Origin of the sequence: Acinetobacter silvestris, from assembly GCF_002135235.1 — a bacterium.
In the GTDB taxonomy this organism is placed as follows: domain Bacteria; phylum Pseudomonadota; class Gammaproteobacteria; order Pseudomonadales; family Moraxellaceae; genus Acinetobacter; species Acinetobacter silvestris.
The window spans coordinates 353,957-378,779 of the sequence record NZ_NEGB01000002.1; the positions used below are offsets into that span (position 1 = coordinate 353,957).

21 protein-coding genes are annotated in these 24,823 nt (G+C 36.1%); 8 read left to right on the top strand and 13 right to left on the bottom strand.

Going from position 1 to position 24,823, the window contains the following annotated elements; all coding sequences use genetic code 11:
• Positions 1–148 precede the first annotated feature (148 nt).
• Positions 149–1,489, bottom strand: a complete 1,341-nt coding sequence (locus tag B9T28_RS04975) for a dicarboxylate/amino acid:cation symporter (RefSeq protein WP_086203041.1) — start codon at positions 1,487–1,489, stop codon at positions 149–151.
• Between the two features lie 424 nt (positions 1,490–1,913).
• Between B9T28_RS04975 and B9T28_RS04980 the strand changes: the two genes are divergently transcribed.
• A complete protein-coding gene (locus tag B9T28_RS04980) occupies positions 1,914–2,909 on the top strand; it encodes a glycosyl transferase family protein (protein WP_086202847.1) in 996 nt (331 codons plus the stop codon).
• Between the two features lie 122 nt (positions 2,910–3,031).
• Here B9T28_RS04980 and B9T28_RS04985 read toward each other — a convergent pair whose 3' ends face one another.
• Together B9T28_RS04985 and B9T28_RS04990 are read right to left on the bottom strand one after the other, a co-directional pair.
• Positions 3,032–3,298, bottom strand: a complete 267-nt coding sequence (locus tag B9T28_RS04985; RefSeq protein ID WP_086202848.1) for a YeaC family protein — start codon at positions 3,296–3,298, stop codon at positions 3,032–3,034.
• 2 nt (positions 3,299–3,300) lie between these two features.
• Positions 3,301–4,206, bottom strand: a complete 906-nt coding sequence (locus B9T28_RS04990) for an NAD(+) kinase (protein ID WP_086202849.1) — start codon at positions 4,204–4,206, stop codon at positions 3,301–3,303.
• A gap of 187 nt (positions 4,207–4,393) precedes the next feature.
• Between B9T28_RS04990 and mrcB the strand changes: the two genes are divergently transcribed.
• Positions 4,394–6,793: a penicillin-binding protein 1B gene (gene mrcB, locus B9T28_RS04995; protein ID WP_086202850.1), complete on the top strand. Its 2,400-nt coding sequence runs from the start codon at positions 4,394–4,396 to the stop codon at positions 6,791–6,793.
• Between the two features lie 23 nt (positions 6,794–6,816).
• Positions 6,817–7,023, top strand: coding sequence for a hypothetical protein (locus B9T28_RS05000; RefSeq protein WP_086202851.1), 207 nt, complete (start codon positions 6,817–6,819; stop codon positions 7,021–7,023).
• Positions 7,024–7,147: 124 nt separating this feature from the next.
• On the opposite strand, the gene B9T28_RS05005 is transcribed toward B9T28_RS05000, so the two are convergent.
• Complete coding sequence (locus B9T28_RS05005; protein WP_086202852.1) at positions 7,148–8,047, bottom strand: NUDIX domain-containing protein; 900 nt, start codon at positions 8,045–8,047, stop codon at positions 7,148–7,150.
• A gap of 138 nt (positions 8,048–8,185) precedes the next feature.
• Here B9T28_RS05005 and hemP point away from each other — a divergent pair, with 138 nt between their 5' ends.
• Positions 8,186–8,356 (top strand): hemin uptake protein HemP, encoded by a 171-nt coding sequence (hemP, locus tag B9T28_RS05010; RefSeq protein WP_086202853.1) that lies wholly within the window; start codon positions 8,186–8,188, stop codon positions 8,354–8,356.
• 165 nt (positions 8,357–8,521) lie between these two features.
• Here the strand turns inward: hemP and tfpB are convergent, their stop codons facing one another.
• Together tfpB and tsaA are read right to left on the bottom strand one after the other, a co-directional pair.
• Positions 8,522–10,279 (bottom strand): type IV pilus assembly ATPase TfpB, encoded by a 1,758-nt coding sequence (tfpB, locus tag B9T28_RS05015; RefSeq protein ID WP_086202854.1) that lies wholly within the window; start codon positions 10,277–10,279, stop codon positions 8,522–8,524.
• A gap of 267 nt (positions 10,280–10,546) precedes the next feature.
• Complete coding sequence (gene tsaA, locus B9T28_RS05020) at positions 10,547–11,272, bottom strand: tRNA (N6-threonylcarbamoyladenosine(37)-N6)-methyltransferase TrmO (protein ID WP_086203042.1); 726 nt, start codon at positions 11,270–11,272, stop codon at positions 10,547–10,549.
• Positions 11,273–11,377: 105 nt separating this feature from the next.
• Between tsaA and B9T28_RS05025 the strand changes: the two genes are divergently transcribed.
• Positions 11,378–12,157, top strand: a complete 780-nt coding sequence (locus B9T28_RS05025; protein WP_086202855.1) for a ferredoxin--NADP reductase — start codon at positions 11,378–11,380, stop codon at positions 12,155–12,157.
• A gap of 128 nt (positions 12,158–12,285) precedes the next feature.
• Positions 12,286–13,095 (top strand): DUF2071 domain-containing protein, encoded by an 810-nt coding sequence (locus tag B9T28_RS05030; RefSeq protein WP_086202856.1) that lies wholly within the window; start codon positions 12,286–12,288, stop codon positions 13,093–13,095.
• 371 nt (positions 13,096–13,466) lie between these two features.
• On the opposite strand, the gene B9T28_RS05035 is transcribed toward B9T28_RS05030, so the two are convergent.
• On the bottom strand, positions 13,467–14,033 hold the full coding sequence (locus B9T28_RS05035; protein ID WP_086202857.1) for a TetR/AcrR family transcriptional regulator: 567 nt from the start codon (positions 14,031–14,033) through the stop codon (positions 13,467–13,469).
• A 256-nt stretch (positions 14,034–14,289) separates the two neighbouring features.
• On the opposite strand from B9T28_RS05035, the gene B9T28_RS05040 reads away from it, so the two are divergent.
• Entirely contained in the window at positions 14,290–15,129 is an 840-nt protein-coding gene (locus B9T28_RS05040; RefSeq protein WP_086202858.1) for a hypothetical protein, read from the top strand.
• 100 nt (positions 15,130–15,229) lie between these two features.
• Here B9T28_RS05040 and B9T28_RS05045 read toward each other — a convergent pair whose 3' ends face one another.
• A complete protein-coding gene (locus B9T28_RS05045) occupies positions 15,230–15,862 on the bottom strand; it encodes a cation efflux transmembrane domain-containing protein (RefSeq protein ID WP_086202859.1) in 633 nt (210 codons plus the stop codon).
• Between the two features lie 89 nt (positions 15,863–15,951).
• Between B9T28_RS05045 and B9T28_RS05050 the strand changes: the two genes are divergently transcribed.
• On the top strand, positions 15,952–16,356 hold the full coding sequence (locus tag B9T28_RS05050; protein WP_086203043.1) for a MerR family DNA-binding protein: 405 nt from the start codon (positions 15,952–15,954) through the stop codon (positions 16,354–16,356).
• Positions 16,357–17,323: 967 nt separating this feature from the next.
• Here the strand turns inward: B9T28_RS05050 and ahpF are convergent.
• The 5 genes from ahpF to B9T28_RS05075 form a co-directional block, all read right to left on the bottom strand.
• Complete coding sequence (gene ahpF / locus B9T28_RS05055) at positions 17,324–18,889, bottom strand: alkyl hydroperoxide reductase subunit F (protein ID WP_086202860.1); 1,566 nt, start codon at positions 18,887–18,889, stop codon at positions 17,324–17,326.
• Between the two features lie 479 nt (positions 18,890–19,368).
• A complete protein-coding gene (locus B9T28_RS05060) occupies positions 19,369–20,283 on the bottom strand; it encodes a hypothetical protein (protein ID WP_086202861.1) in 915 nt (304 codons plus the stop codon).
• A gap of 28 nt (positions 20,284–20,311) precedes the next feature.
• The gene (locus B9T28_RS05065; protein WP_086202862.1) at positions 20,312–21,439 is read right to left on the bottom strand and encodes a toxic anion resistance protein; all 1,128 of its coding nucleotides are present in this window, start codon (positions 21,437–21,439) and stop codon (positions 20,312–20,314) included.
• 8 nt (positions 21,440–21,447) lie between these two features.
• Positions 21,448–22,230 (bottom strand): tellurium resistance protein, encoded by a 783-nt coding sequence (locus B9T28_RS05070; RefSeq protein ID WP_086202863.1) that lies wholly within the window; start codon positions 22,228–22,230, stop codon positions 21,448–21,450.
• Between the two features lie 175 nt (positions 22,231–22,405).
• Positions 22,406–24,817, bottom strand: coding sequence for a CSLREA domain-containing protein (locus B9T28_RS05075; protein ID WP_086202864.1), 2,412 nt, complete (start codon positions 24,815–24,817; stop codon positions 22,406–22,408).
• Between the last annotated feature and the right edge of the window lie 6 nt (positions 24,818–24,823).

Consider the following 24,823-nt stretch of genomic DNA (forward strand, 5'->3'; position numbering starts at 1 on the left):
AAATACTTTGGAGCGTACATACCTGAAATCAGGTATTCCATTCTTTTAAAATGACTTTTTGGTGACTTATGTCACACTTTAACTCACCTTCTATCAGAAAAAATAAAAGGAAGCCGAAGCTTCCTTTATATAGGAAAGACAATATTACTTATGCAGTAACATTTTCTTCTGACATTTTACGATCCACTTCTTCTGGATTGTTTAATGCTTCATTTAATTTTTCTGTATCCAATTGGCCGACCCATTTCGCGACTACAATAGTTGCCAAAGAGTTGCCAACCAAATTGGTTAAAGCACGCGCTTCAGACATAAAGCGGTCAATTCCTAAAATAAGTGCCAAGCCAGCAACAGGAATATGACCCACTGCAGACAATGTCGCCGCCATGACAATAAAACCAGATCCTGTTACACCCGCAGCCCCTTTAGAGGATATTAATAAGACCACTAACAGTGTAATTTGATGTGAAAGATCTAACTGCGTATTGGTTGCCTGTGCAATAAAAATCGCTGCCATAGTCAAATAAATAGATGTACCATCTAAGTTAAATGAATAACCTGTTGGAATGACCAAGCCAACAACAGACTTTTCACAACCTGCAATTTCTAACTTCTTCAACATGCGCGGCAAGACCGACTCTGAAGATGATGTCCCTAATACAATTAATAATTCTTCACGAATCATACGAATCATTTTGAGAATGCTAAATCCGCAAAAACGGCTAATACTTCCTAAAATAATAAAGATAAACAGCAAACAAGTAATATAGAAACAGATAATCAGTTGTGCTAATTGCGCAAGGCTACCAATACCATATTTACCAATGGTGAATGCCATTGCACCAAATGCGCCAATAGGTGCAAGTTTCATAATCATATTTACAATGTTAAAGAACACATGTGAAATTTGATCAATAAACTTCAATACAGGTTTACCTGCATCACCTAATTTGTGCAGTGCAAAACCAAATAAAATTGCAAACAACAAAACCTGAAGAATTTCACCTTCAGCAAAGGCGCCAACGACAGTATTTGGAATAATATTCATCAAGAAATCGAGCGTAGACTGAGACTCACCTGATGCCACATATTTAGAAATCCCTGAGACATCTAAAGTTGCAGGGTCAATATTCATACCAACACCTGGTTTAGCAATGTTAATCACCAATAAACCAATCAAAAGTGCAATGGTAGAAACAATTTCAAAATACAGTAACGCAATACCGCCCGTTTTGCCCACAGACTTCATGCTTTCCATGCCTGCGATACCACTGACCACAGTACAGAAAATTACAGGTGCAATAATCATTTTGATTAAGCGAATAAAGGCATCACCTAACGGCTTTAATTGCTCACCTAGACCTGGTACATGTTTTTCAACACCATTGATCAGTTGCGTACCACTTGGGTAAAAGTGACCTACTAACACACCGGCAATAATAGCAACAATCACTTGAAAATAGAGTGACTTATATAAAGGTTTTTTAGCCATAATCATAACTTCGTCTTATATTCCTGCATGCAGAAATATCCATTTTTTTGCCTATTCTTACGAATACACAGCCCTGAATCTTTTTACGAAGTGCAAAAAGACAATGAGTTTTTGTGAAAAACCCGACTTAAGATGAAAACAAAGAAAAATTTATAAATGAAATAGCCAACTCTGCAAATAATCATTTAGAAAAAGTATTAAATACAAAATGTCAGGCTAAGGAGATCATCAAAATTTAAATAAATTCTATAAGCGGAAAGTTTACTTGAATTCAGATCAAAATTAGTTAATAAGAGTCCTTTTTGCTTATTTTTCACACAAAATCCATTCAGACATTAGTCTAATATGGATATTCTTTTTTTCTTCATTTTATTTTTATGGCATAGTGTTGAAATTCATTTTCATACGAAATACTCGAATACTCATGGATAACAAAAGAAACCTTTATAAAGACTATGAACATCCATTTGCACAATATGTTCGTATTGTCGGCAAAGGTAAAAATGGCGCGAGATCATTAACTTATAATGAGGCATACCAAGCATTCAGTATGATTTTAAAGGGTGAAGTACTAGATGTACAACTCGGTGCTTTTCTGATGTTACTCCGAGTCAAAGAAGAATCTGTAGATGAATTAACAGGATTTGTTCAAGCGACTAAAGATCAATTAAGCTTTAAAAGCCTAAATATTGATTTGGACTGGTCATCTTATGCTGGAAAAAGAAAGCACTATCCGTGGTTTTTACTCGCCGCTTTAACACTGGCGAAACAGGGTTATAAAATTATCATGCATGGGGCATCTGGTCATACCATTAATCGACTCTATACCGAACAAGTTTTAGAATATTTAGACTATAATATTTGTCAAAATGAAGATGATGTTGTAGAACAACTTAAAAAACAAAATTTTGCTTATATACCATTACAGGTGATCTCACCCATTTTAAGTGATTTAATTGCACTTCGTAATGTGATGGGTTTACGTTCGCCTATTCACACTCTAGCACGCCTGATTAATCCCTTTAATGCTAAGGCCACGATGCAAGCCATCTTCCATCCAGCATATCGTCGTTCACATCAACAAGCTGCTTTTCAACTGGGTTATCAAGACAGTGCCGTGATTAAAGGTGAAGGTGGTGAATTTGAACGAAATCCAGATGCTAAAACACTGATCTGTGGCATCAAAGATGGTGAACTATACGAACATGAATTACCTAAGTTGACGGATAATCGCAGTCCCGTAGAAGAACAACTGGATTTAGCTATATTTAAAGCGGTGTGGGAAGGTAAACAACAGCATGAATATGGAGAGATTGCCGTTACTGAAACAATGGGAATTGCTTTATATACCATGGGCGTTTGTAGCCATTATGATGATGCCATGCTAAAGGCAAGAGAGTTTTGGAAAAATCGTTTTTAATATCGAACGTCTAAGTCAGACCAAAGTTTTTTATTCTAAATAATCTATTTAGTATGGTTCGAAAAATATGGCAAGCGATCCCTGAGGATTCTTGCCATGCATCAATTAAATCTTAGTACCACTTAAACAAAACGGATCGGCTGAAACTCAGGTTCAGGTACATGTGAATCACATTCTTCCCCTTCTTCTTTATGCCCTTTATCAATATAACCCGTTCGTTCTTTCTCAGAAACATGCTGATGTTCCCAAGAAATCACTGCTTGCATGCAAATTTGACGCTGCTCTTGAGTTAATGCAACACCATTTGGCCATTTGCCAATTTCTACTGCTGTTTTTAAACGCTCCACAATATCTGCATCTAAAATAGAAAGCATTTGTTCAATATTCATGGTCAATCCTGCTGTTGAAATGAGTCAAAATCTTGGTTCCACCCCAGTTTAGTACGACATGCCATATAGAAATCATAACCGGGTGGATGCAATAAAATTAATTTAAACGGATGTTTGCGTATATGCAAACTATCGCCCACATTTAAAGAAATACTGTGTTGCCCATCGGCACTGACCATAGGTAATACACGGTTTTCACGAATTTGAATTTTAATCTCACTTTGTCCACCGACCACAATTGGACGAGAAGACAAGGTATGTGGATGCATGGGCACTAAAGCAATCGCATCCATACTCGGATGTAAAATTGGACCACCACCCGATAAAGCGTAAGCGGTTGAACCCGTAGGTGTCGAAACAATTAAGCCATCACTATGCTGACGATAGACATACTGACCATCAATATTCAACTCGAAGTCGATCATATGTACCGACTTACCCGAGTGTAACACCACATCATTTAAGGCAATCGCATCATAAATGACTTCATTATTACTGCGGACTTCCATTTCCAATAGAAACCGGCGATCAAGCTGAAACTCACCTTTCAAAACCTGGTCCAGTTTAAAAATCACTTCTGTGGGCTTAATATCGGTCAAAAAACCTAAACGACCACGATTAACCCCCAACACGGGAGTATTATGTTTGACCAGTGCCCTAGCAGCATGTAGCAGTGAACCATCCCCACCCACCACTATGACTAAATCAACAACTTCACCTAAAAGCTGACGACTCACTGTTTGAGTGTTGGTATATGGAACCAATGCAGCTGTTGCAGAATCAAATACAGGATGTAATCCCAAACCTAATAAATGATCATGAATAAGACATAAGGTATCGACTACAGATGATTTATCTGGTCGCCCAATGATCCCAATATTTCGAAATGTCTTTGGTGAAATTTGCACAGTACGCTACGGCTCCACTGTTTGATACGCTCTATAATAGCACTATCGTATTTATTTAAAAAAACATTCCTTACTGAACATCCACAAGTTTATAGCGAATATTTCGCTTAATTCACAGATTTATTATTGCAAATTAAAGAAAAGATTCGCATGATTGCCACAAACAATCAGGATCTTGTCTGAATATATGAAGTCCGAACGCGGTATTGGCATCATTGCTCTAATTTTTTGTCTATTAATCATAGCGATCTTCCTAGCTTTTAGTATTTATTTGGTCCGTTTAGATAATATTATTCGTGACAAATTTGAAGGAAATCGTTGGGATATTCCGGCTAAAGTATTCGCACGCCCATTAGAAATATATGCTAACGCTCCGATTGCACAAAATGATTTTGAACAAGAATTAAAACTACTCGGTTATAAAGGTAGTAATAGTTATACCCAGTCTGGAAATTATGTGACGCAAGGCAATAGCTTATATGTCCATACTCGTGGTTTTGACTTTGGTGACAGTGTCGATCCTGAACAAATTTTACAAGTTTCATTTAATAATGATCAAATTATTGATGTTAAAGCAACCAAGCCAACCAATACTGGTATTGCACGTTTAGAGCCAATGTTGATTGGAGGAATTTATCCGCAACATAATGAAGATCGTGTGTTGATTAAATTAGATAAAGTCCCAAAACCACTCATTGAAGCACTTATTGCAACGGAAGATCGTAATTTCTACCATCATCATGGAATTTCCTTCCGTGGTACTGCACGTGCTTTAGTCAGTAACGTAACTGGGGGGAAACGCCAAGGTGGTTCGACCTTAACCCAACAGCTGATTAAGAACTTTTATTTAACACCTGAAAAAACCTTAAAGCGTAAGGTGAATGAAGCTCTCATGTCGTTACTGTTAGAGCTACATTACAATAAAGATGAAATTTTAGAAGCTTATTTAAATGAAGTCAATTTAGGACAAAGCGGTAACTATTCAGTCAATGGTTATGGTTTAGCATCACAGTTCTATTTTGGTCAACCATTACGCGAACTCAATACCTCTCAACAAGCATTCTTAGTTGGGCTTGTACAAGGCCCAACCCTATATAATCCTTGGAAGAATCCAGAACTTGCGAAAAAACGTCGTAATGTCGTTTTAAACAACATGTTAGTCATGGGCTATTTAACTCAAGATCAATATGAACGTGAAATCGCGCGCCCTTTAAATGTAGTTGATAAACCAACTATTGGTACTGCACGCTTCCCAGATTTTCTAGATATTGTACGTCGTCAACTTAAAACAGAATACCAAGAAACAGATTTAACCAATCAGGGTTTACGTATATTCACCACCCTAGATCCAATTGCACAAACTAAAGTTCAAAATAGCTTTCGTGAAACTGTCGCTCGTCTGGCCAACTCGAATCCAAACCGATTAAAAGACTTACAAGGTGCAGTGCTCATCACCCACCCTGAAAATGGTGAATTGGTCGCAGCTGTCGGCTCTACCCAAGATTTTACCGGCTTTAACCGTACCATTGATGCAAAACGCCAAGTTGGTTCATTGCTGAAACCTGTCATTTATTTAAGTGCGATTGAATCAGGACGTTATAACTGGGCCACTAAAATTGAAGATAGCCCAATTAGTGTTCCTGTGGATGGCAAACAAACCTGGACCCCTAAAAATTATAGTGGTAGCGGAAATGGCATTGTGCCCATGGCACAGGCTTTAGCCAATTCTTATAACCTTGCGGCGGTAAGACTTGGGCAAGAATTTGGGCAAACCACTTTTAGAAATAATTTAATTAAATTTGGTGTGACATCAAGCATCCCTCAGTACCCTTCTATTTTCTTGGGTGCGGTAGATATGTCGCCAATGGAAATGCTAAGTATTTATGGAAACTTCGCCACAGGCGGTTTTAAATATCCAACCAAAGCCATTCGTTCTGTTGTGGCACCAAATGGACACTTATTAGAACGCTATGCTTTGAATGTGCAGCAAACCATTGATCCATCCTCTGCATATATTTTGAATTATGGCTTACAACAAGTCATGTCTTCAGGTACAGGTAGATCAGCCTATAATACACTTTCATCTGAACTTAAACTTGCAGGGAAATCTGGCACGACCAATGATACACGTGACTCTTGGTTTGCTGGATACTCAGGGAATCACTTGGCTGTCGTTTGGCTTGGTTTAGATGATAATAAAGTCACTGGCTTAACTGGTTCTACTGGCGCCCTCCCCGTATGGATTAACGCGATGAAACAATTACGCCAAAAACCAGTGAATTTAAGACAACCTGATGATGTACAGTGGCAATGGATTGATGTTGCAACAGGCTATGTTTCGGCACAAGGCTGTGCTGGCGCGATGTATATTCCAATGCTACGACGTACCATACCTCATCAAACTACGGCCTGTGCAACACATGATCAGGTTGAAATAGATTCTTTCCCTGATACACAAAATCCAGTATCACAAACACAGTCTGGCGATAGTATGGAAAACTATATTCGTGAAAGCGAAAACAACATGCAAGATGACAGCAACTCAAATACCAATCGCGTCATTTCCAGTGGTAGTTATCAAAACTAATGAGGCGTATAATAGGAGGTTTAATGTCGTATAAAACCATTATCTTATGTACCAGTTTATTGAGTTTAGTTGGGTGCCAAGCACGCCCAACTCAAACCAGCACCTCACTAAAAGCCTATCAAACATCAGAAACAAAACAGCAAAGCGCAGCAACACCTGATAGCGTAAAAATTACGCCTTATACACAAGCAGAAATAAAACGTGAAAAAATTCCTTTCATCACCCCTTAGTTCAAAGTTAACACTTGAATAAGGAGGTGATTCAGAGAGCATGTTTAAAACCTCGAGATGGCATTGACTGCTTAAAATGACTTTATAAAAATTAAGTAGCTATCCCTCGTTAATTTTTAAGAGATTAAAAACCACGAATCCCAGCCACACCATAAGCAAAGTTTTGCTGTGCCAATGGCAAATCTTGCGGTTTCAACCCACCCAATGCAAATACTGGAATATCACAATTTTTAGCCAGTTGCTGAAACCACTCCCAGCCCAAAATCAGTGCATCTGGATGACTTTCTGTCGCTTGCACAGGACTCAAGAAGACCGCATCACAACCTATTTTCTGAGCGTGCTGTAACGACACCGCGTCATGACATGATGCGATACAGCGCATCCCCATAGGTAATTGACCCTTCTGCATGGCTAAAATTTGGTGTTGTTTAAATTGAACTGCTCCAATTTTTTTTTGCAAAGCTTCATCTAATTGCATCCATAATTCATAATTCAGGATCAATGACTTTAATTGCGCATCAGAAAAATTTTGAAAATCTTGTATGGACAGAGTCATTGAGTCCGTACGCCAATACAATAAAGTATCTTCAGCAAGTCGATTGAGTTGGATTAAATCGGCTGAAATTTGAATCGCATGCTGCCAATATAAACGCTCAACAATGACTTGATTAGCTTTTGGAAAATTCAGATCTAATAATTTTTCACGATCATACCAATTCCATGGCTGTTGAATATCGGACAGATATTTTTCGGGAACTTGCGCATGAAAAAGATGTAAATAAACCTCGACATCATCATAAACATGATGAATCACATCAAAAATATGCCACTCTTGAATACCAATGCCTACTTCTTCAAATATTTCACGGCGACAGGCCTGTTCAGGTGTCTCCCCTTGCTCCACTTTTCCACCTGGAAATTCATGCTTATTCCCTTGATGTTGATCTGCATTACGCCAACCGACTAAAACTTTACCCCGATGAAATAGTAGTCCAATTGCTACATGCACTGTAGGCTTAAACATATTTTTAATCACCTCAAAACTTTATCTCAGTGTAAACAATTATAGTTTTTTTATAAATCTGATAAATTGCCGTTGACAACCACAATTGATAATGATTATCATTTAAATGTCCACTACACACCACGGAGCCTAACAACAATGAACGCACCATTTAGCTTATTTACACGCCACCTTGAATCTAATCACGCATTACCCATGTTGCATTCAAACAATCTTTTTTCGCTAGGTCGTGAAATTCGTATTATGCACGCTGGAGAAGAATATCGTTTACGTCTGACCCGTAATAACCGTCTAATTTTAACTAAATAATAAGAATAAAATTAACAATAAAAAAACGTGGGAACAAGCAGTATGAATCAGCGCATACTGCTTTTTAAGCCAACTAAAAATTCAATAAAAAAGGAATCTTAGTTTTAAATGGTTTATCTAGATTTTATGTTTAGAATCAAATAGCTATTTCCTACTACGATGAAACTAACTCAGTGGGACTACTCTTAATACTTCTTCAAGTGTGGTCACCCCATCTATGACTTTACGTGCACCCGCAATTCTTAAAGGCTCAATACCCTCTTTTTTTGCTTGAGTACGTAATTCATCTAATGTGGCATTGGCACTGATCTTTTGTTTGGCTTCTAAACTAATAGGCATAAACTCATACAGTCCAACTCGTCCCTTATAACCCGTTTGACGGCATTCATCGCAACCTACCGCTTTAAAGACAAATTCAGGCATTTTAATTGCGTAATCGAAGGTCAAATGTCGCCATTCTTGGTCATTAATAAAAGTTTCTTGTTTACAATGCGGGCAGAGCTGACGGACTAAGCGCTGTGCAAGCACACCAAGAATGGTCGCTGAAGTTAAAAATGGCTGTACACCCAAATCATGCAAGCGTGTCAAACTAGAAGGTGCATCATTGGTATGTAAAGTTGACAATACCAAATGCCCCGTTAAAGCCGCTTGAATCGCCATATCAGCAGTGTCTTGATCCCGAATCTCTCCCACCATAATGATATCCGGATCTTGTCGCATTAGCGCACGAACACCATCGGCAAAACTTAAATCAATCCCCAGATTCACCTGCATTTGGTTAAAACTGGGCTCAAGCATTTCTATCGGATCTTCAATCGTACAAACATTCACCTGATCCGTTGCGAGCTGTTTTAAAGATGAATATAAAGTCGTGGTTTTCCCCGAACCCGTTGGTCCTGTCACCAAAATAATACCGTGGCTATGCTGTGTTAAAGCCTGCCATTTTCCCAGCAAGTTTTCATCAAAACCCAGTTGTTGAAAACTACGCACCAAAACTTCAGGATCAAAGATACGCATCACTAACTTTTCACCAAAAGCAGTTGGTAATGTGGAAAGGCGCAATTCTGTTTCTTGTCCTTTAGGCGTTCGCGTTTTTAAACGGCCATCTTGTGGTTTACGCTTCTCAGCCACATTCATCCGGCCTAAAATTTTAATCCTTGAAATAACAGCGGTCAGGGTATTTGCAGGCATATTGTAAATTGTATGCAACACACCATCTATACGAAAGCGTACTTTGCCATTTTCTTTGCGTGGCTCAAGGTGAATATCACTTGCGCCTTGTTCAAAGGCAAACTGTAAAACCCAATCCACTAACTTCACAATATGTTGATCATTCGCATCTGGGCTCTGCGAATCACCCAATTGTAAAAGCGCCTCCATACCTTTATTTTCATTATCATAGTTGCCAGACTTTTGAGAGTGACTCACTGCGCGGCTGACTTGATAATACTCATTCAAATAACGCTGCAATTGCTCAGGATTGAGTAAAACTTGCTGAATAATTTTAGGTTTTAAACTGCGTTCTAAATTGTGTATCCAGTCTTTTGAAAAAGGTTGGCTTGACCCAATCAAAACTTTATCAGCCTGTACTTCCACTGCAAGAATTTGATTTCTTAAAGCGAATTCTTGTGACATCACATTGGTCAGTGATGCAACGTCAGCCTTTAAAGGATCAATTAAATAAAAGGGAATTTGAGATTTTTCAGCCAGCCACTGACAGAGCACCGTTAAGGTTAATCTTTTTTGCGGCTCTTTAACATCAAGTAAATTAAAATGCGCAATCCAATGTAAGGGATGCCATTTTAATTGTTCACGTTGTCGATGCGTGGTTTGAACCAATAATTTATCCCGTTCTGAAATGCGCTCATCTTTTAATAATTGTTCTAAGCACCACGTTGCATCTATTTCAAAATTAAACTGCATTTTTCTATCCCCAAAACTATGCCCACTATAGCAAATTATTTTTTTAATATTGCATTTTTTACAATGCCTGAGTCCGATCCACTCAGGCATATTTTTCTATAAAGCATCAATCACTTAATGTGATTAACATAATAAAAACTTAAGTGGAAACATTGCCTTTTGCTCGTCTGTTAAAATCATTTAACATCAAATCAGATAATCTAAAAGCTGAGAAATACTGCGGTGATTACCCTTAAAATAAACACTAACTTCACTTGAGTAAATCAATCAATTTGATATTAAGCATTCTATTTGAACAATCTTCACCCAATCACAACCCACTGTAAAACTCACATCAACATTTGCAAATTGCATTTTATAAATTCGATGCTCATCATCCTGATAGGCAGGTCTTGGATCTAAAGATAAAACCTGCTCTAGTTCGGAAATTATTTTAAGATCGACCTGATCCAATTTGATTAATTGCTCCCTGTGTTTTGCAGCCAAATCTAGCCAAAATACAGACTTTCGTAAGGGTTGTTCCTGTGCATAAGCACTCTGTGCATCAGTAATAGCATCTGAATAATGAATATAAGGTTTAATATCAAGAATAGGCGTCCCATCCAACAAATCACTTCCAGTGACATAAACACGAACCGCCTTCCCTACTTTCTCAACCCGCATCAATTGCACCACCGACAAGCCCATAGGCGCAGGACGATACATACTCCGCGTTGCAAATACACCGATTTTCTTATTACCACCTAAACGTGGCGGACGAACTTGCGGACGAAATTTAAGGTGATCCTGTTGATTTTTATTATCATGAAACTGCCAAATCAACCATAAATGACTAAATTCATCTATACCATCAAATGCCATCAAATCATTATAAGGCGCAAGCATTTCAATATAAGACTCGACTTGGACCAAGTTTGGTTGACGTGGAATACCAAACTTTTCTTTATAAGGAGATTGCATATAACCAATAATCGGCATGCTAACTTCAGTCATCATCACTTTTTCTGATAAGTTCAATTAAATATATTCAGTTTATAGAGAATGAATTTAGATTAGAATAGTAACTTGTTCTAATTTGATAATTTATTGAGACCTTTAATGGCTGCTTTCAACGTCGAAAAGATTACTCACGTACACCACTGGAATGACACATTATTCAGTTTTAAAACTACGCGTGACACAGCACTACGTTTTAAAAATGGTCAATTTGTGATGATTGGACTTGAAGTCAATGGTAAGCCTTTAATGCGTGCTTATTCAATTGCTAGTGCAAACTACGAAGAAGAATTAGAGTTTTTCTCAATCAAAGTACAAGATGGTCCTTTAACTTCTATTTTACAAAAAGTTAAAGTCGGTGATGAAATCTTAGTTTCTAAAAAACCAACAGGTACTTTAGTGCTTGATGATTTAAATCCAGGCAAAAACTTATACTTGCTTTCGTCAGGAACGGGTCTTGCACCATTTTTGGCCACAATTCGTGATCCAGAAACCTATGAACGCTTTGAAAAAGTGATTGTTGTACATGGAACTCGTTTCATTTCAGAATTAGCTTATCAAGACTTAATTCACAATGAGCTTCCAAACCATGAGTTTTTTGAAGAATTAGGGATTAAAGACAAACTTGTTTACTACCCAACCGTTACTCGCGAAGACTTTCCAAACCAAGGTCGTGTTACCACGGCAATTGAAACCGGCGAAATTTTTGAAAAAATTGGCTTAGAGCGCTTTAACCCTGAAGTTGACCGAGCAATGCTTTGTGGTAGCCCTGCATTTTTAAAAGATGTTGCTGCCCTTTTAGATCAACACGGTCTAAAAGAATCTCCTCGTATGGGACAACTTGGCGACTATGTGATTGAACGTGCCTTCGTTGAAAAATAAAATTTAAGTGTTGCACAGAAACCGAGGCCATGGCTTCGGTTTCTTTTTGAAAAAAATCATTTAGAAATGTACGTTTTACTTTTTTTCTCGTAATATTCTATGAAGAATTATAATTTAAAAAATAACAGATGAAGCATTTAAACTTTAATAGCGTACTTCACCCTCGACCACAACCCACTGGTATCGATGTGCAATGTCAATTACAACACTTTGCATTAATTAGCTATGCGATTGATCCAGAAAAACTTCATCATATTATTCCTCAACGTTTTAAGTTAGATACTATTTTTGTGCAAGGTCAAGAAAAAGTATTACTCTCCGTTGTGCCTTTTATTGATATAGATTTTACTTCTGCATGCTACCGATTCCCCAAGTTTAGTATGGGGCAAACCAATTATCGTATCTATGTAATTGATCAAGAGACACAGGAACGCTGTGTATGGTTTATCGGAACAACATTAGACTCATGGACTGTTTTTGTACCACGCTTTGCATGGTTATTGCCTTGGTATAAGGCTGAAATCCACTTTGATTGTCAACAAGATCAACAAGGTTACTACTCGTCTTATAAAATGACCACCTACAGCGAATGGGCTGCTGCTGAAGTCCATCTGACTCAATCGGCTCAAGATGAATGGCACTATGATGGCTTCCCAGATTTAGAAAGCTATTTGGTATATTTAACCCACCCACTCGCGGGTTTTTATCATCGCCGTGATGGTAAATTAGGAACCTATCGGGTTTGGCATGATCGACTGCGACCTAAACCTGCAACGCTTCTACATGCAAAATTTGAACTACTCAATCGCCTGAATTTGGTTTCTTTCCACGATCAACTTAAACCCTATAGTGTGCTTATTGAAGCAATCAATGAATTCACCATTTACTTACCACCACAGGTACTTGAGCAAAATTCAGCAAGTTATCCAATCAAATGAATTTACTTCAATTTAAATAAGTTAAGCTTTCTCTTTTATTTTCCTTACAATCATTAAGATAAATAAAATATAAATATTTTTAACTTTTTCTTTAAATAGGATTGTCTTTCACAAGGAAAATAAATATAATCAAAACCATAAACAGACAGGTCTGTATATAACAAGTTAAAGAGGTATAATTTTAGAAAAATTAAATTAGAATATCCAGAGGGCATCATTTTTAAATCAATAATCATAAGAAAATGAGTTTTAAACTCATCAACATTAATATTTTAAAATAATCGACCCCATTGATTATATTAAAATATTAAGAAGTAAAATTATTCAGACGCAGCGTGATCAATAATTATTGAATTCACGCTTTTTTTTGCTTACATTTCAGCCAATTCAAATTGAATTAAACGAGTGATTCGTTTCCAATAAGCATCTAAATTTACGGAATCTTTATCTATTTGTGCCTGCATAGTCATACCATCTAAAATGCTCACCAACATATTGGTAAGTTGTAATGGTTGTTCAATGCCTAAGCCATCTAAAGCATAACGAATACGCTCTGTAAGCCAATTTTTATATTCAATTGCTGGATATATCGTTGATGGATAAACCTTAGATACTTCTTCTACTGCTTTTTGAAACATACAACCATTAAAATCTGTACTATAAAACCATGCATGGTACCAGGTAAAAATTGATTTAATGTGACCTAAATAATCTGTTGCATTACATTTTTCGATTGCTGCATTTAAAGATTCTTGTATATTCATATTTCTTCGATTTAAACATTCTTCTATAAGTTTAGCTTTTGACGGAAAATATTTATAAAACGTCATTTTCGCTACACCAGACTCACCAATGATCCTATCAACGCCAATAGAGTTATAACTATATGAGTTAAAAAGATTAAGAGCAGTATTGATGATGTCATCTTTTTTTGACATGTTACGTGCCTATCCTACTTTTCATCATTTTTATGATTTACCCAAATTTAGTAATGTAATATTGTTCATACAATAATGAGTAATACTATATCATTATTTGTCTTTTTATAAAATATATTAAAAAGATATCTTTTAAAAAATCACATCCAAAATAGAAAAATATGTAAGAAAAAATAATTGACTGGTATTGCTCTATATATCTTATTTTTTATTTTTTCTCTACTATTCAAAGTACCAATCTAATCGTAATCGTACAATGAACAAGCTATCGTTTACCCAATCAGAAAGTGCACGTTCTGAATCACTCAATTTCATAAAAGACTCTATTCCGAAAATTCTTTGGGATAAAAACACTCAAGATATTCAAATTTTAAAAAATCTAGCCAGTCAACATCCATTATTTTCATCATCTATTTTAATGCGCTTAAATACACAACAATTAAAACTCGAGCAATTGAAAGAAATTCACATAAACTATTTTAATGCCATCGTAAAAATATTCACCGATGCTTTGAGCATGTTAATTTATCAAGCTCACCAATTAGAAAATCATAAAAATATTTTCCCAGCTAAACAGTTTCATGCAAAAATTTATGCACGCTATCTATTGTCACTGAACTTAATCGATGAGCTTGGTTTCAACACACATCATTTAGAATTAAGCTCTCCTGCGAAATCTCATCTTGTTTACTTTTTGAATCTTCTACAGCAACTTAATGTCAATCCTGAAAACCAAGAGAACATTGCACAAGAAGCATTCGACATACAAAACTTTATTAAAAAAAATCTCAATTCCTATGCCAATCTACTGCTGATTCTCGCGATTACTGAACTTCAAGTCATTAAATATAGTGAAGCCTTGAGACGTAATCTGGAAAAATTTAGTCCCGAATACACGCAAGGCTATTATGATTGCCACGGAATTGTTGAAGACAGTGAAACGCTCGCTAATGACGATAACCACGAAGATGATATTTGGGCATTGTTTACCCAAATTTTTGAAACTGAAAAATATCATCAATATGAAGCTTTGTTGAATCAATATTTGCAACTCTGGAAAAACTTCTGGAATCAACAAAATAACCTAGCACTTTAAATATTATGGAGCTTATACACTTGGAAATAGACTTCATTGAGGTAAATAATCTTTCATCGCTCGTATGACTATTTTAAATGAGGGCTCCCCAAATGCAGAATTAATATACTTGCTCGAGCTGTCTATTTTGACTACGCTCTTTTCTGGCTTTTTGAATGACTTGATAACCAGCTGTTAAACCTAAAGTCGCCATAATAACAGCAACACATAAATCTGGAATCAGACTTCCTGTTCCAAACACACCTATGGCAGCAAAGATTACGGCTACATTACCAATGGCATCATTTCGGCTACATAACCAGACGGATTGCATATTGGAATCCCCTTCTCGAAAAGCATATAAAATGACTGCAGAAATTACATTCGCAATTAAAGCCAATATACCGATAGCCCCCATCGTTATTGCTTCAGGCGGAATGCCTTGCATATAGGCATAAACAGTTTTACCAATAACAATTAAACCAAATAATGCCATAGTAAAACCTTTCAACAAAGCAACTGTTGCTCGCCAGTAAAGACTTGCACCCAAGACCATCAGTGAAACTCCATAATTTACTGCATCACCAAAGAAATCGAGTGAGTCTGCCCATAGTGCGGAAGAATGTGCATAACTACCGCCAATTAATTCGACTATAAACATCACCAGATTAATAATTAATGCAATCCATAAAGCCGTTCTAAATTTACTATTTGGTTTTGGTGCTATTGGTTCATGACTACAAGAACATGCCATTTTTTTGCCTCGTTACTTTTCATTGATTTTGTATTATTCTGATTTAAAACTATGGACTAACTCCAAGGTCAAGCGACACAATGAAAGCTATAAAAAATTATTTAATTAAAGATTTAGCTAACAAAACACAACTCAGCACAGATACGATTCGTTTTTATGAAAAAAAACAACTCATTCGCCCCAGTTTTCGTGCAGCGAATAACTATCGTTACTATGATGATGAAACACTGAAACGACTGATTTTTATTAAGCGCTGTCGTGCTTTAGACATGTCATTATTTGAAATTAGCCAACTCATCGAACTAATCAAACAACCTACGCAAGGTTGTCAGGTCATCGATCAATTAATTGAACAACACATTCAACAGGTTGAAGAAAAAATTACTGAATTACAATCTTTTCAACAACAATTGCAGAGTTTGCGCCAATCCTGCTCAAGTTCAACCACCATTGAGCAGTGCCAAATTTTAAAAAAATTAGAATTAACACAATAGGCTATTTATTCATAAACTTTAAATCATCCCAATCTATATGTGTATCAAAAAATTAGATTAAGTCTATTCGAGGCAATTAGAATTATATTTTATACTTAGGCCTCTAATACCCATCTATTATACATTTTAGAGTCACTAAAATCGGTGCCATATATATTATTGATCTGAACTTTTTTTGCCATTTTGTCTTTATCAAGCCCCACATGATTGCGTAAAATAAAGGTCAAGATGACAATTAATGAGCATTTAAAACAATAAAAACAGCTCAATTTTATATAGAATTTTTAAAATATTCAGCACCATCATGATTTCAAAAAACTTAAATCAACAATGGGATTTGTTTATTATTTGGACTGCTTTACTTATACTCAAAATCGACTCAATAAAAAGCCTTACTTCCATTTTAATAATTGAAATTTCAAGAATAATCTATAAAATTTTAAATTCATCCTAGCCTATAACGATACAACCATTAATCAACTACCTGATTAAACTGATTCATTTACAATGCTAAACGCTTACTCAGATTTATATAAATAAACTTAACAATAGCTTATAAAAATAATTTCCCGCCTTATAAACTTATCAATTCTGACTCTTTTACTAGGTTGAAACATTTTTTTATATCTCTACAATAAAGCCATAATTTTTTTATGCCTTTTAATTTATATGCGTATTTTCCACATTTCTAAGCTCTTAGCATCTACTGCTTCACTCAAGAATATGCATTTGCTATGGTGCTATCTATGCAGCTCAACCATGTTAGCACCCTAAAATAATCAAGCTTAGGCACAAATTTTGCATAAGTTTAAGGGACGCAATTTATTTTCAATATAAACATAGATAAATAACAATAAATAAAAAAGGAATTGAGTAATAAAATCTCAATTCCTAAAAGAGTCAAAACAAAAACTTTTTTGGGGACAAAAGCCAGAGTACTTGGGGATACTCTGGCTTTTTTTATTGATTATTGACCACTACGAATAATGTAATCAAATGCAGATAATGATGCTTTGGCACCCTCACCAGCAGCAATGATGATTTGCTTATAAGGTACAGTTGTACAGTCACCCGCTGCAAATACCCCTTTAACATTGGTTTCGTTACGGTCATTCACTACAATTTCATTTCGGTTTGAAAGCGCAACTGCTGTTTCCTTTAAGAAATCAGTATTTGGCAATAAACCAATTTGTACAAAAATCCCAGCCAATTCAATGATATGCTCTTGATCTGTTGCACGATCTTGGTATTTCAACGCAGTCACTTGTGAACCATCACCAATCACTTCTGTAGAAAGTGCATTCAAGATGACCGTCGTATTCGGTAAACTGTTCAATTTATCTTGCAATACCTGATCTGCACGTAGTTTTGTATCAAACTCAACTAAAGTGACATGTTCAACAATACCAGCAAGATCAATTGCAGCTTCTACACCCGAGTTACCACCACCAATGACCGCAACACGTTTGCCTTTGAACAGTGGGCCATCACAGTGTGGGCAATATGCAACACCACGCGTTTTATATTCTTTCTCACCTGGTACATTCATCTCTCTCCAACGTGCACCTGTAGATAGAATAACTGTTTTAGATTCTAATTTTGCACCATTTTCAAGTTCAACTTCGACTAAACCATTGGCTGTTTGATCGGCACCTACAATATTTTTCACGCGTTGTAAGTTCATGATGTCTACGCCGTACTCACGGACATGCGCTTCCATATCTGCACCAAACTTTGGACCTTGGGTTTTTTGTACCGAAATAAAGTTTTCAATGTCCATGGTATCCATCACCTGACCGCCAAAGCGCTCAGAGACAATACCAGTACGAATTCCTTTACGTGCTGCATAGACAGCGGAAGCTGCACCAGCAGGACCACCGCCTATGACTAACACATCGAATACGTCTTTCGCATTTAACTTTTCAGCATCTTTTGCAGCAGCATTGGTATCGAGTTTGGCAACAATTTCTTCCAAAGTCATACGACCTTGACCAATATGCTCACCATCTTGGAATAACATCGGTACCGCTAAAATTTTGCGTTCTTCCACTTCATCTTGGAAAAATGCACCATCAATCATGGTCGCTGTTGTACCCGGATTATTAATCGCGATCAAGTTCAATGCTTGCACTACATCTGGGCAGTTATGGCAACTTAAAGATACAAAGACATCGAAATTAGCTGTTAAATTTAAACCTTTAATCTGTGCCAATACATCATCAGAGACTTTTGGTGCATAACCCGATACTTGTAGTAATGCCAAAATTAAAGAAGTGAACTCATGCCCCATTGGTAAACCTGCGAAGAATACACGAGGCTGCTCTCCCGCTTTGGCAATACCAAAACTTGGTTTACGGTCATTCTGACCATCAAAACGCGCAGTAACTTGCTCAGAAAGTGCCGCAACTTCAGTCACAAGTTCTTTAATTTTATCTGACTTGTCTGAATCGTTTAAAGAAGCAACAATCTCAATTGGACTTTCTAAGCGTTCTAATAATGTTTTTAATTGTGCGGTAGTATTTTGATCTAACATAGCTCAGCTCCATAAGAGTTAAATTTCATTCATTGAGTTCATAATACAATAATTCCAAAAATAGATAAAACAGTTTGTTTTTATAAAAATAATCGGTTTTATTAATCAACTGGTTTTGATCGCAAATGCGTGCTAAAAGACAACCTTGAATTCACACCCAATAAAAATGACGATAATTCAATCATTAAATTTTCACCTACAACAGATATAAGCTCTATAGTTAAAAATTCAAATAGACTTAAAAACAAATGCTTATAATTTATACACTATTGTTTTTATCCAGATATCTAGAGCCACTGTATATATTCAATCTTTAAAATGTTATTGCGTTAAAAAGTATCATCACTCATTACCCCACAACAGAATTACACTCCACATCAAATCACTTTAAATCCTAATGGCAATTGCTCCACTTATATAAAGTGATCGCCCATAGAGTGTGCAGCGCAGAAAATCATTAATATTTATCAAACTAATACTTAAAGATCTATTTTTTGTGTCACTCGCAATAAACGCTCTTTTAAACGTAAACCGATAAAATATAAAATCAAACTAGCAATCAAACTGAAGCCTGCAATTCCTAAAAAAATAGATTGTACAACCTGCCCCCATTGATTGGCTTTTAAAACCTGCGGTTCAATATTTTTCGCTACTGGACTCAGTGCCTTACCATAGAGCTGATGCTGTAATGTCCAAATGGTTTCAGGTTTAAAACCATATTCTAAGAAATGTGGATCAGTTCTTTCCGCTTGAAGTAATTTTGAGACATAAGCAATTGCTACATCTTTATCTACTGGTCGATGTAACAGAGCCGTTTGTGCCAATAAATAATCTTGTACGACGGGCTGAGTTTCTGCACGTTGTAAATATTGGAAAATATCACTTTGCTGAATATTCTGATCATATTTTACCAATTCAGCATATGTCGTTTGTTCATCATCGCGTAAATTATATTGGACATAGCTTAAACCTGACCACAACACAATAAATGCAATGAGCCAAGTCACAATTTTTAAGCTGAATTTCCGTAATCTAATATAAAAAAACCGTATTCTTTTTAATAAGCTCACTACAAAAAAAGCACCAACAAATGCCATAACTGATTTAAGTATCAACCAAGCTAGCCATGATAATAAATTCATAAAATAATCAGATTGACTATGTTCGGTCAATAATCCAACACTAAATGGAATATGCAGTTGCTCAATCTGAGGACTTAAATCTAAGTAACTATAAATCAGATCTTGTTGGAAAAACAATATAATTACCGAAATGATAAAAAGCGTACTACCACCAAGACTTAAAAGCTTGATGTTCTTGTGACGTTGCTGTAATGCGAGCAATCGTTTTTCAAGAGGTTGTACATTCACAAGATAATCTTGCTCGGTGGTCAATCGCTTCTCCTCAATATTAAAACTTTGCTTATTGATTCGCGTTATTGGAACTCGAATCTAAAACCAGTTGTTGTAAGTTCGATTGCAACGCACGAATTCGTAGCGATGCTTCTTCACGCTTTTGCATGCCCTCTTTTTGAATCTGAATCACATCATTAACAGTTTTAATGAGGGTATTTTGCACATGTTCAAGTGTTTCAATATCAATCACCGAGCGTTGATTGGCCTTCGCAGTATCAACCGAATTTTGATGTAACAAATCTGCATTCCGCTTTAATAAATCATTGGTCGCATCATCAATAGTATTGGCAAGCTGGACACTATTTTTTTGTTCGTGTAATGAAATTGCCAAACTAATCTGATTTTTCCATGCAGGCAAAGTAATATTTTTGATGGCATAAAACTTATCAACCAACATTAGATTATTAGATTGAATAATCCGAATCATCGGTAAAGTTTGCATAGCTGATTGTTGTAATACTTGTAAATCACTCACTCGTTTTTCTAAATTATTGCCGAGATGATTTAAATCATAAATACGTTGATTGGTTTGTTGATCTTGCTCTCGTGCGGATAAGGTCGCTATCTCCTGTTGCACTTCTTGCTGCTTGATTCTTCCTGCCGCAATATAAACACCCAACTGTTTATATTCATCTTGCACACCATGAAACATTTTATCCAAGATTGCTACACGGGCTTTTAGTCCTGACTGAGAAGTTTCTATTTCCTTTACCAAACTATCAATTTGTTCTTTTGTGGTATTAAAGTGTTGATCAAAACTTTGTTTTGCACCTTTAAATTTATTTAAAATACTACCAATAAAGCCTGAACTTTTAGGCTGTGCCAGAATACTTGACGTATTCAATTGCTGTGCAACCTGTACCACTTCATTGAGCTTTTGCCCAGTTACATCTAAATCTTTATTTTTAACCAAATTCAATAATTCATCTGTATATGAAGACGTTTTGGTCGCAATATTTTTGCCATATTCTGCCACTGAACTATGACTCATTTCAGATAACTCTTTACCTGCACTCATTACCGCAGTGAAATCAGCTGCTTCCAGCCCAATTTCTTTGAGATTCATTTGTTCAAACTGTTGTAATTGTAATTCTGTCGCTGACTCAATGGGTAAATTTTGATTTAAATCGTTCATAGTTCACCTTATTTTTTCTCTAATGATTGCTTTAATGTTTGAATTAATTTATCACGACTTTGATCTAATTCAGCCAATGAATTTTGCGACTGAGTTGTACTACCTTGTTTAAGATGGTAATGCCATGCGGGAATCAGGACTTGCTGTGCTTCTTTAAAGCGATCCATTAAACCCAATGACAATTGCTGTGTCAGTTGCATTTGCGCTAATGCAATATCATTATTGGCTTGCAATGTTTGCAAGGTATTAATTTTTTTTGATAACCGTTCTCCAAAATTATCCAAAGGATGACGATTACTCACAAAATTAGGGTACTCATATAAAAACTCTTGAGCCGCAACAATATACTTTGCCATTTGCTCCCGATAACCCATTGCTTGTTGAAATCGTGACTCAGATTTTTGAATTTCAATTTTCAGCTTTTGACTGAGAATATTGGCTTCATCAATCAGTCGATCTAAATCTTTTAAATACTTAATTTTATCAGTATCAAACTCTAAATCTAAACCCAACCATTTCTGTAACCTATTAAGTTTTTTAGGTTTTAAAATATTTTTTGAATAGCTAAGTTGTTTAATCAATTCAGCAATCACTTGACTTAATTTTTGCGTTAATTGACGATCCACACCATTTAATAAAACAGATTGCGCTTGAATAATCTGATCAGCGTATAGATTCATTCGAACCTGATCATCCAATAATGGAACTAAGTCATTTCTTTTAATCGCCAATAGTTCTTCACGACTAATCTCGATGAGCTCAAGTGGAATAAGTGCTTTAAATTGCTGCATAGCCTTTTTAATCAAAGTAAATCAAATTCATAGTAATTGTTTATATAAGCTCCAATGTAGCAAATTGCAATTCAAAACGATAATTTATGTTTACTGTGCTGCGATAAGAATTTTTTATCATTTAAAAGTATTAAAAAAGCCAGCATTTAGCTGACTTTTTCTATTTTATTAAAACTTATACGCATTTACGACTTTGATATTTACGATAGCCGAATAGCCCCACAATACCAAATAAACTCAACCACCCCATTGAGCCACCACCACTCTTACGTACACTATCAGATTTCATTTCCGAATTATTTAAATACACGGTCGCCTCATTTGAAACTAGGCCATTTGCATCATATACAAAATACGTAAATTTATAGTTAAACGGATCTAATGTATTCTTAATTTGGATATGCAATTTTCCGCCATAACACGTGCTTTTTAAGTCACTTCCTGGGCATGGTCCAGTACGATCTGCGGTAATTGAAACAGGATCTGGTAATTTACCAATACGTATTGCTAACTCTTCACCTTTTTCATTCAGATAAAATTTTGATTTATTCGGATTATTCACTAACGTCGTCGTAGAACCATCACCATCATCATTGGCATATTCAAGTAAATTAACATCAACACTCTGGCTGCCACCATGTTGAATGGTATAACTCGCATCTTTTGCAATAGGTTCAATATTAGCAAAATTAGCCATGATATAAGCAGTTGAAGATTTAGCAGGATTCGATTTCATGGTTAATGTATAACTACAAAATTCAGTATCACCTGAAGGTGTAATACGGTCATCCAAACGGTACATCACAATTTGTTTCAACTCAGGATTCCACTCACATTTCAAGTGATCATCCACATTACCTTCAAACTGGTTTTGACTATTTAATTTACCTACACCTAATACTTTGACTGTAACACCATAATTATCAACATTAAGATGTTTAATTTCACGCCCACCATCAGGTAACACATTTTCATCAGGTAAATTGACAACAAATGGGTCTATAAATACAGTTCTATAATGCGGTTCATCCTTAATGATCGTTTTCCAAGTATCATACAAAGCTAATTGAACTTTATAATAGGATAAAAACTCTGGATTCGTTTGTGGATTATCGATTAAGGCTTTGAATCTACTGGATTCAGTCTGATAACGCTCTAAAAGTTTGACTTTAGACTGATTCAGCGCACCAATATTCCCAGCCGTCAGGCGCAAAACCTCTGTCGCCCCGATGTCACAGCTATTTTGACTTTCATTCTCATTAGTTGAATTCGTCGAAGAAACTCGTGTTATTCCTCGTTGATCTTGAAGACTACAACCTGTTGCCCCGACATCAACTAAGTCCGTCTTTGTCGCGTTATCTTTAGGGAAATACATATACATAAATGCTGTATATTCTGTAGGTCCCTGTAATGTACTTAATACCGTTGTGAAATCGACACCACTTAAATCAATTGTACTTTCTTTAATATCTTTCACAGTTTCAGCTGGCAAATCACATTGATCATTGCCACTTGCCAAAATCAACGCATTACTATTCAGCCTTAAATCGGTAGTTTTAACTTCAGTAACATCCCCATCTGCATAACGACAAGATTTTCCAACGCCATTGTATGCAAGTATATTATTCGTTAAAACTTTAGAACCAAAAGAGTCATATAACAGCGTTGCCCATGCTCTATTTTTGACAATGGTATTGCTTAACATTACCAAACTTGAGGAAGCACTCAAATGTGCCGTGCCTTGCGGATTCTTTGAGCTAAACTGCATAATACTACCAAAATCAAGGTTAGCATCATTATCAGCAATGGTATTAGTCGCAAAATTCACCGTAGGTTGCCCACAGAAGCCAAAAACACTTGCACTGTTCGAAGAGCCGTTCTTTAAAAAGCTTGCACCCGTAATTGCTATATTTCGCGCAGTATAAATTAAGTTATCATTACAGGTCATTGCAAGAACACTGCCTTGCACAGCATCATTTGACTGATAGTTTCCTTTGCTTATCGTCAAGTGACTATTGATATCATTTAAATAAATTGCCCCACCAACTTGAGCTTTCGAATTTAGTATCGAAACGTTACTTAATGTCGTTGCCCCCCCCACATATAAAGCCCCACCTAAAGTCGAACTAAATCCATCTTTTAAAATCAAATGATTCAAGGTAATTGAGGGTTTATTTAAATTAGTCGTATTGATAATACGAACTTTTCCTTGCCCACTGATACTCGTTTGCACCGTTATTAATGCAGGATAAGTGTTGGTTAATACATCAGTTCGACTGTAATCAGTCGGTATTTTCCCTTGAATAATCATAGATGAATTAGGTTGCAATTCTTTATTAAGCTTATATTCACCTGCTTCCAATTGAATCACACTAACTTCAGAAGCATTGGATTGTCCCGCCGAACACCCACCGTATGCCTTATGCGTCGAAGCTGCCGTAACAGCTTCGCGCAAGGAACACTTACTGGCATTTTCACCATCTTCATCAACAAAGGTATTAACATAAATTGTCTTATCATCTGCGGCCATCAACGACATTGCAGATAAAATTGTGAGGGTTAACAATCCCTTTTTATAGTGTTTCATTACATT

Excerpts from the sequence above, each read along its gene's own strand:
- B9T28_RS04975 (WP_086203041.1), bottom strand. The coding sequence starts at position 1,489 with ATGGCTAAAAAACCTTTATATAAGTCACTCTATTTTCAAGTGATTGTT.
- B9T28_RS04980 (WP_086202847.1), top strand. The coding sequence starts at position 1,914 with ATGGATAACAAAAGAAACCTTTATAAAGACTATGAACATCCATTTGCA.
- B9T28_RS04985 (WP_086202848.1), bottom strand. The coding sequence starts at position 3,298 with ATGAATATTGAACAAATGCTTTCTATTTTAGATGCAGATATTGTGGAG.
- mrcB (WP_086202850.1), top strand. The coding sequence starts at position 4,394 with ATGAAGTCCGAACGCGGTATTGGCATCATTGCTCTAATTTTTTGTCTA.
- B9T28_RS05000 (WP_086202851.1), top strand. The coding sequence starts at position 6,817 with ATGTCGTATAAAACCATTATCTTATGTACCAGTTTATTGAGTTTAGTT.
- B9T28_RS05005 (WP_086202852.1), bottom strand. The coding sequence starts at position 8,047 with ATGTTTAAGCCTACAGTGCATGTAGCAATTGGACTACTATTTCATCGG.
- hemP (WP_086202853.1), top strand. The coding sequence starts at position 8,186 with ATGAACGCACCATTTAGCTTATTTACACGCCACCTTGAATCTAATCAC.
- tfpB (WP_086202854.1), bottom strand. The coding sequence starts at position 10,279 with ATGCAGTTTAATTTTGAAATAGATGCAACGTGGTGCTTAGAACAATTA.
- tsaA (WP_086203042.1), bottom strand. The coding sequence starts at position 11,272 with ATGACTGAAGTTAGCATGCCGATTATTGGTTATATGCAATCTCCTTAT.
- B9T28_RS05025 (WP_086202855.1), top strand. The coding sequence starts at position 11,378 with ATGGCTGCTTTCAACGTCGAAAAGATTACTCACGTACACCACTGGAAT.
- B9T28_RS05030 (WP_086202856.1), top strand. The coding sequence starts at position 12,286 with ATGAAGCATTTAAACTTTAATAGCGTACTTCACCCTCGACCACAACCC.
- B9T28_RS05035 (WP_086202857.1), bottom strand. The coding sequence starts at position 14,033 with ATGTCAAAAAAAGATGACATCATCAATACTGCTCTTAATCTTTTTAAC.
- B9T28_RS05040 (WP_086202858.1), top strand. The coding sequence starts at position 14,290 with ATGAACAAGCTATCGTTTACCCAATCAGAAAGTGCACGTTCTGAATCA.
- B9T28_RS05045 (WP_086202859.1), bottom strand. The coding sequence starts at position 15,862 with ATGGCATGTTCTTGTAGTCATGAACCAATAGCACCAAAACCAAATAGT.
- ahpF (WP_086202860.1), bottom strand. The coding sequence starts at position 18,889 with ATGTTAGATCAAAATACTACCGCACAATTAAAAACATTATTAGAACGC.
- B9T28_RS05065 (WP_086202862.1), bottom strand. The coding sequence starts at position 21,439 with ATGAACGATTTAAATCAAAATTTACCCATTGAGTCAGCGACAGAATTA.
- B9T28_RS05070 (WP_086202863.1), bottom strand. The coding sequence starts at position 22,230 with ATGCAGCAATTTAAAGCACTTATTCCACTTGAGCTCATCGAGATTAGT.
- B9T28_RS05075 (WP_086202864.1), bottom strand. The coding sequence starts at position 24,817 with ATGAAACACTATAAAAAGGGATTGTTAACCCTCACAATTTTATCTGCA.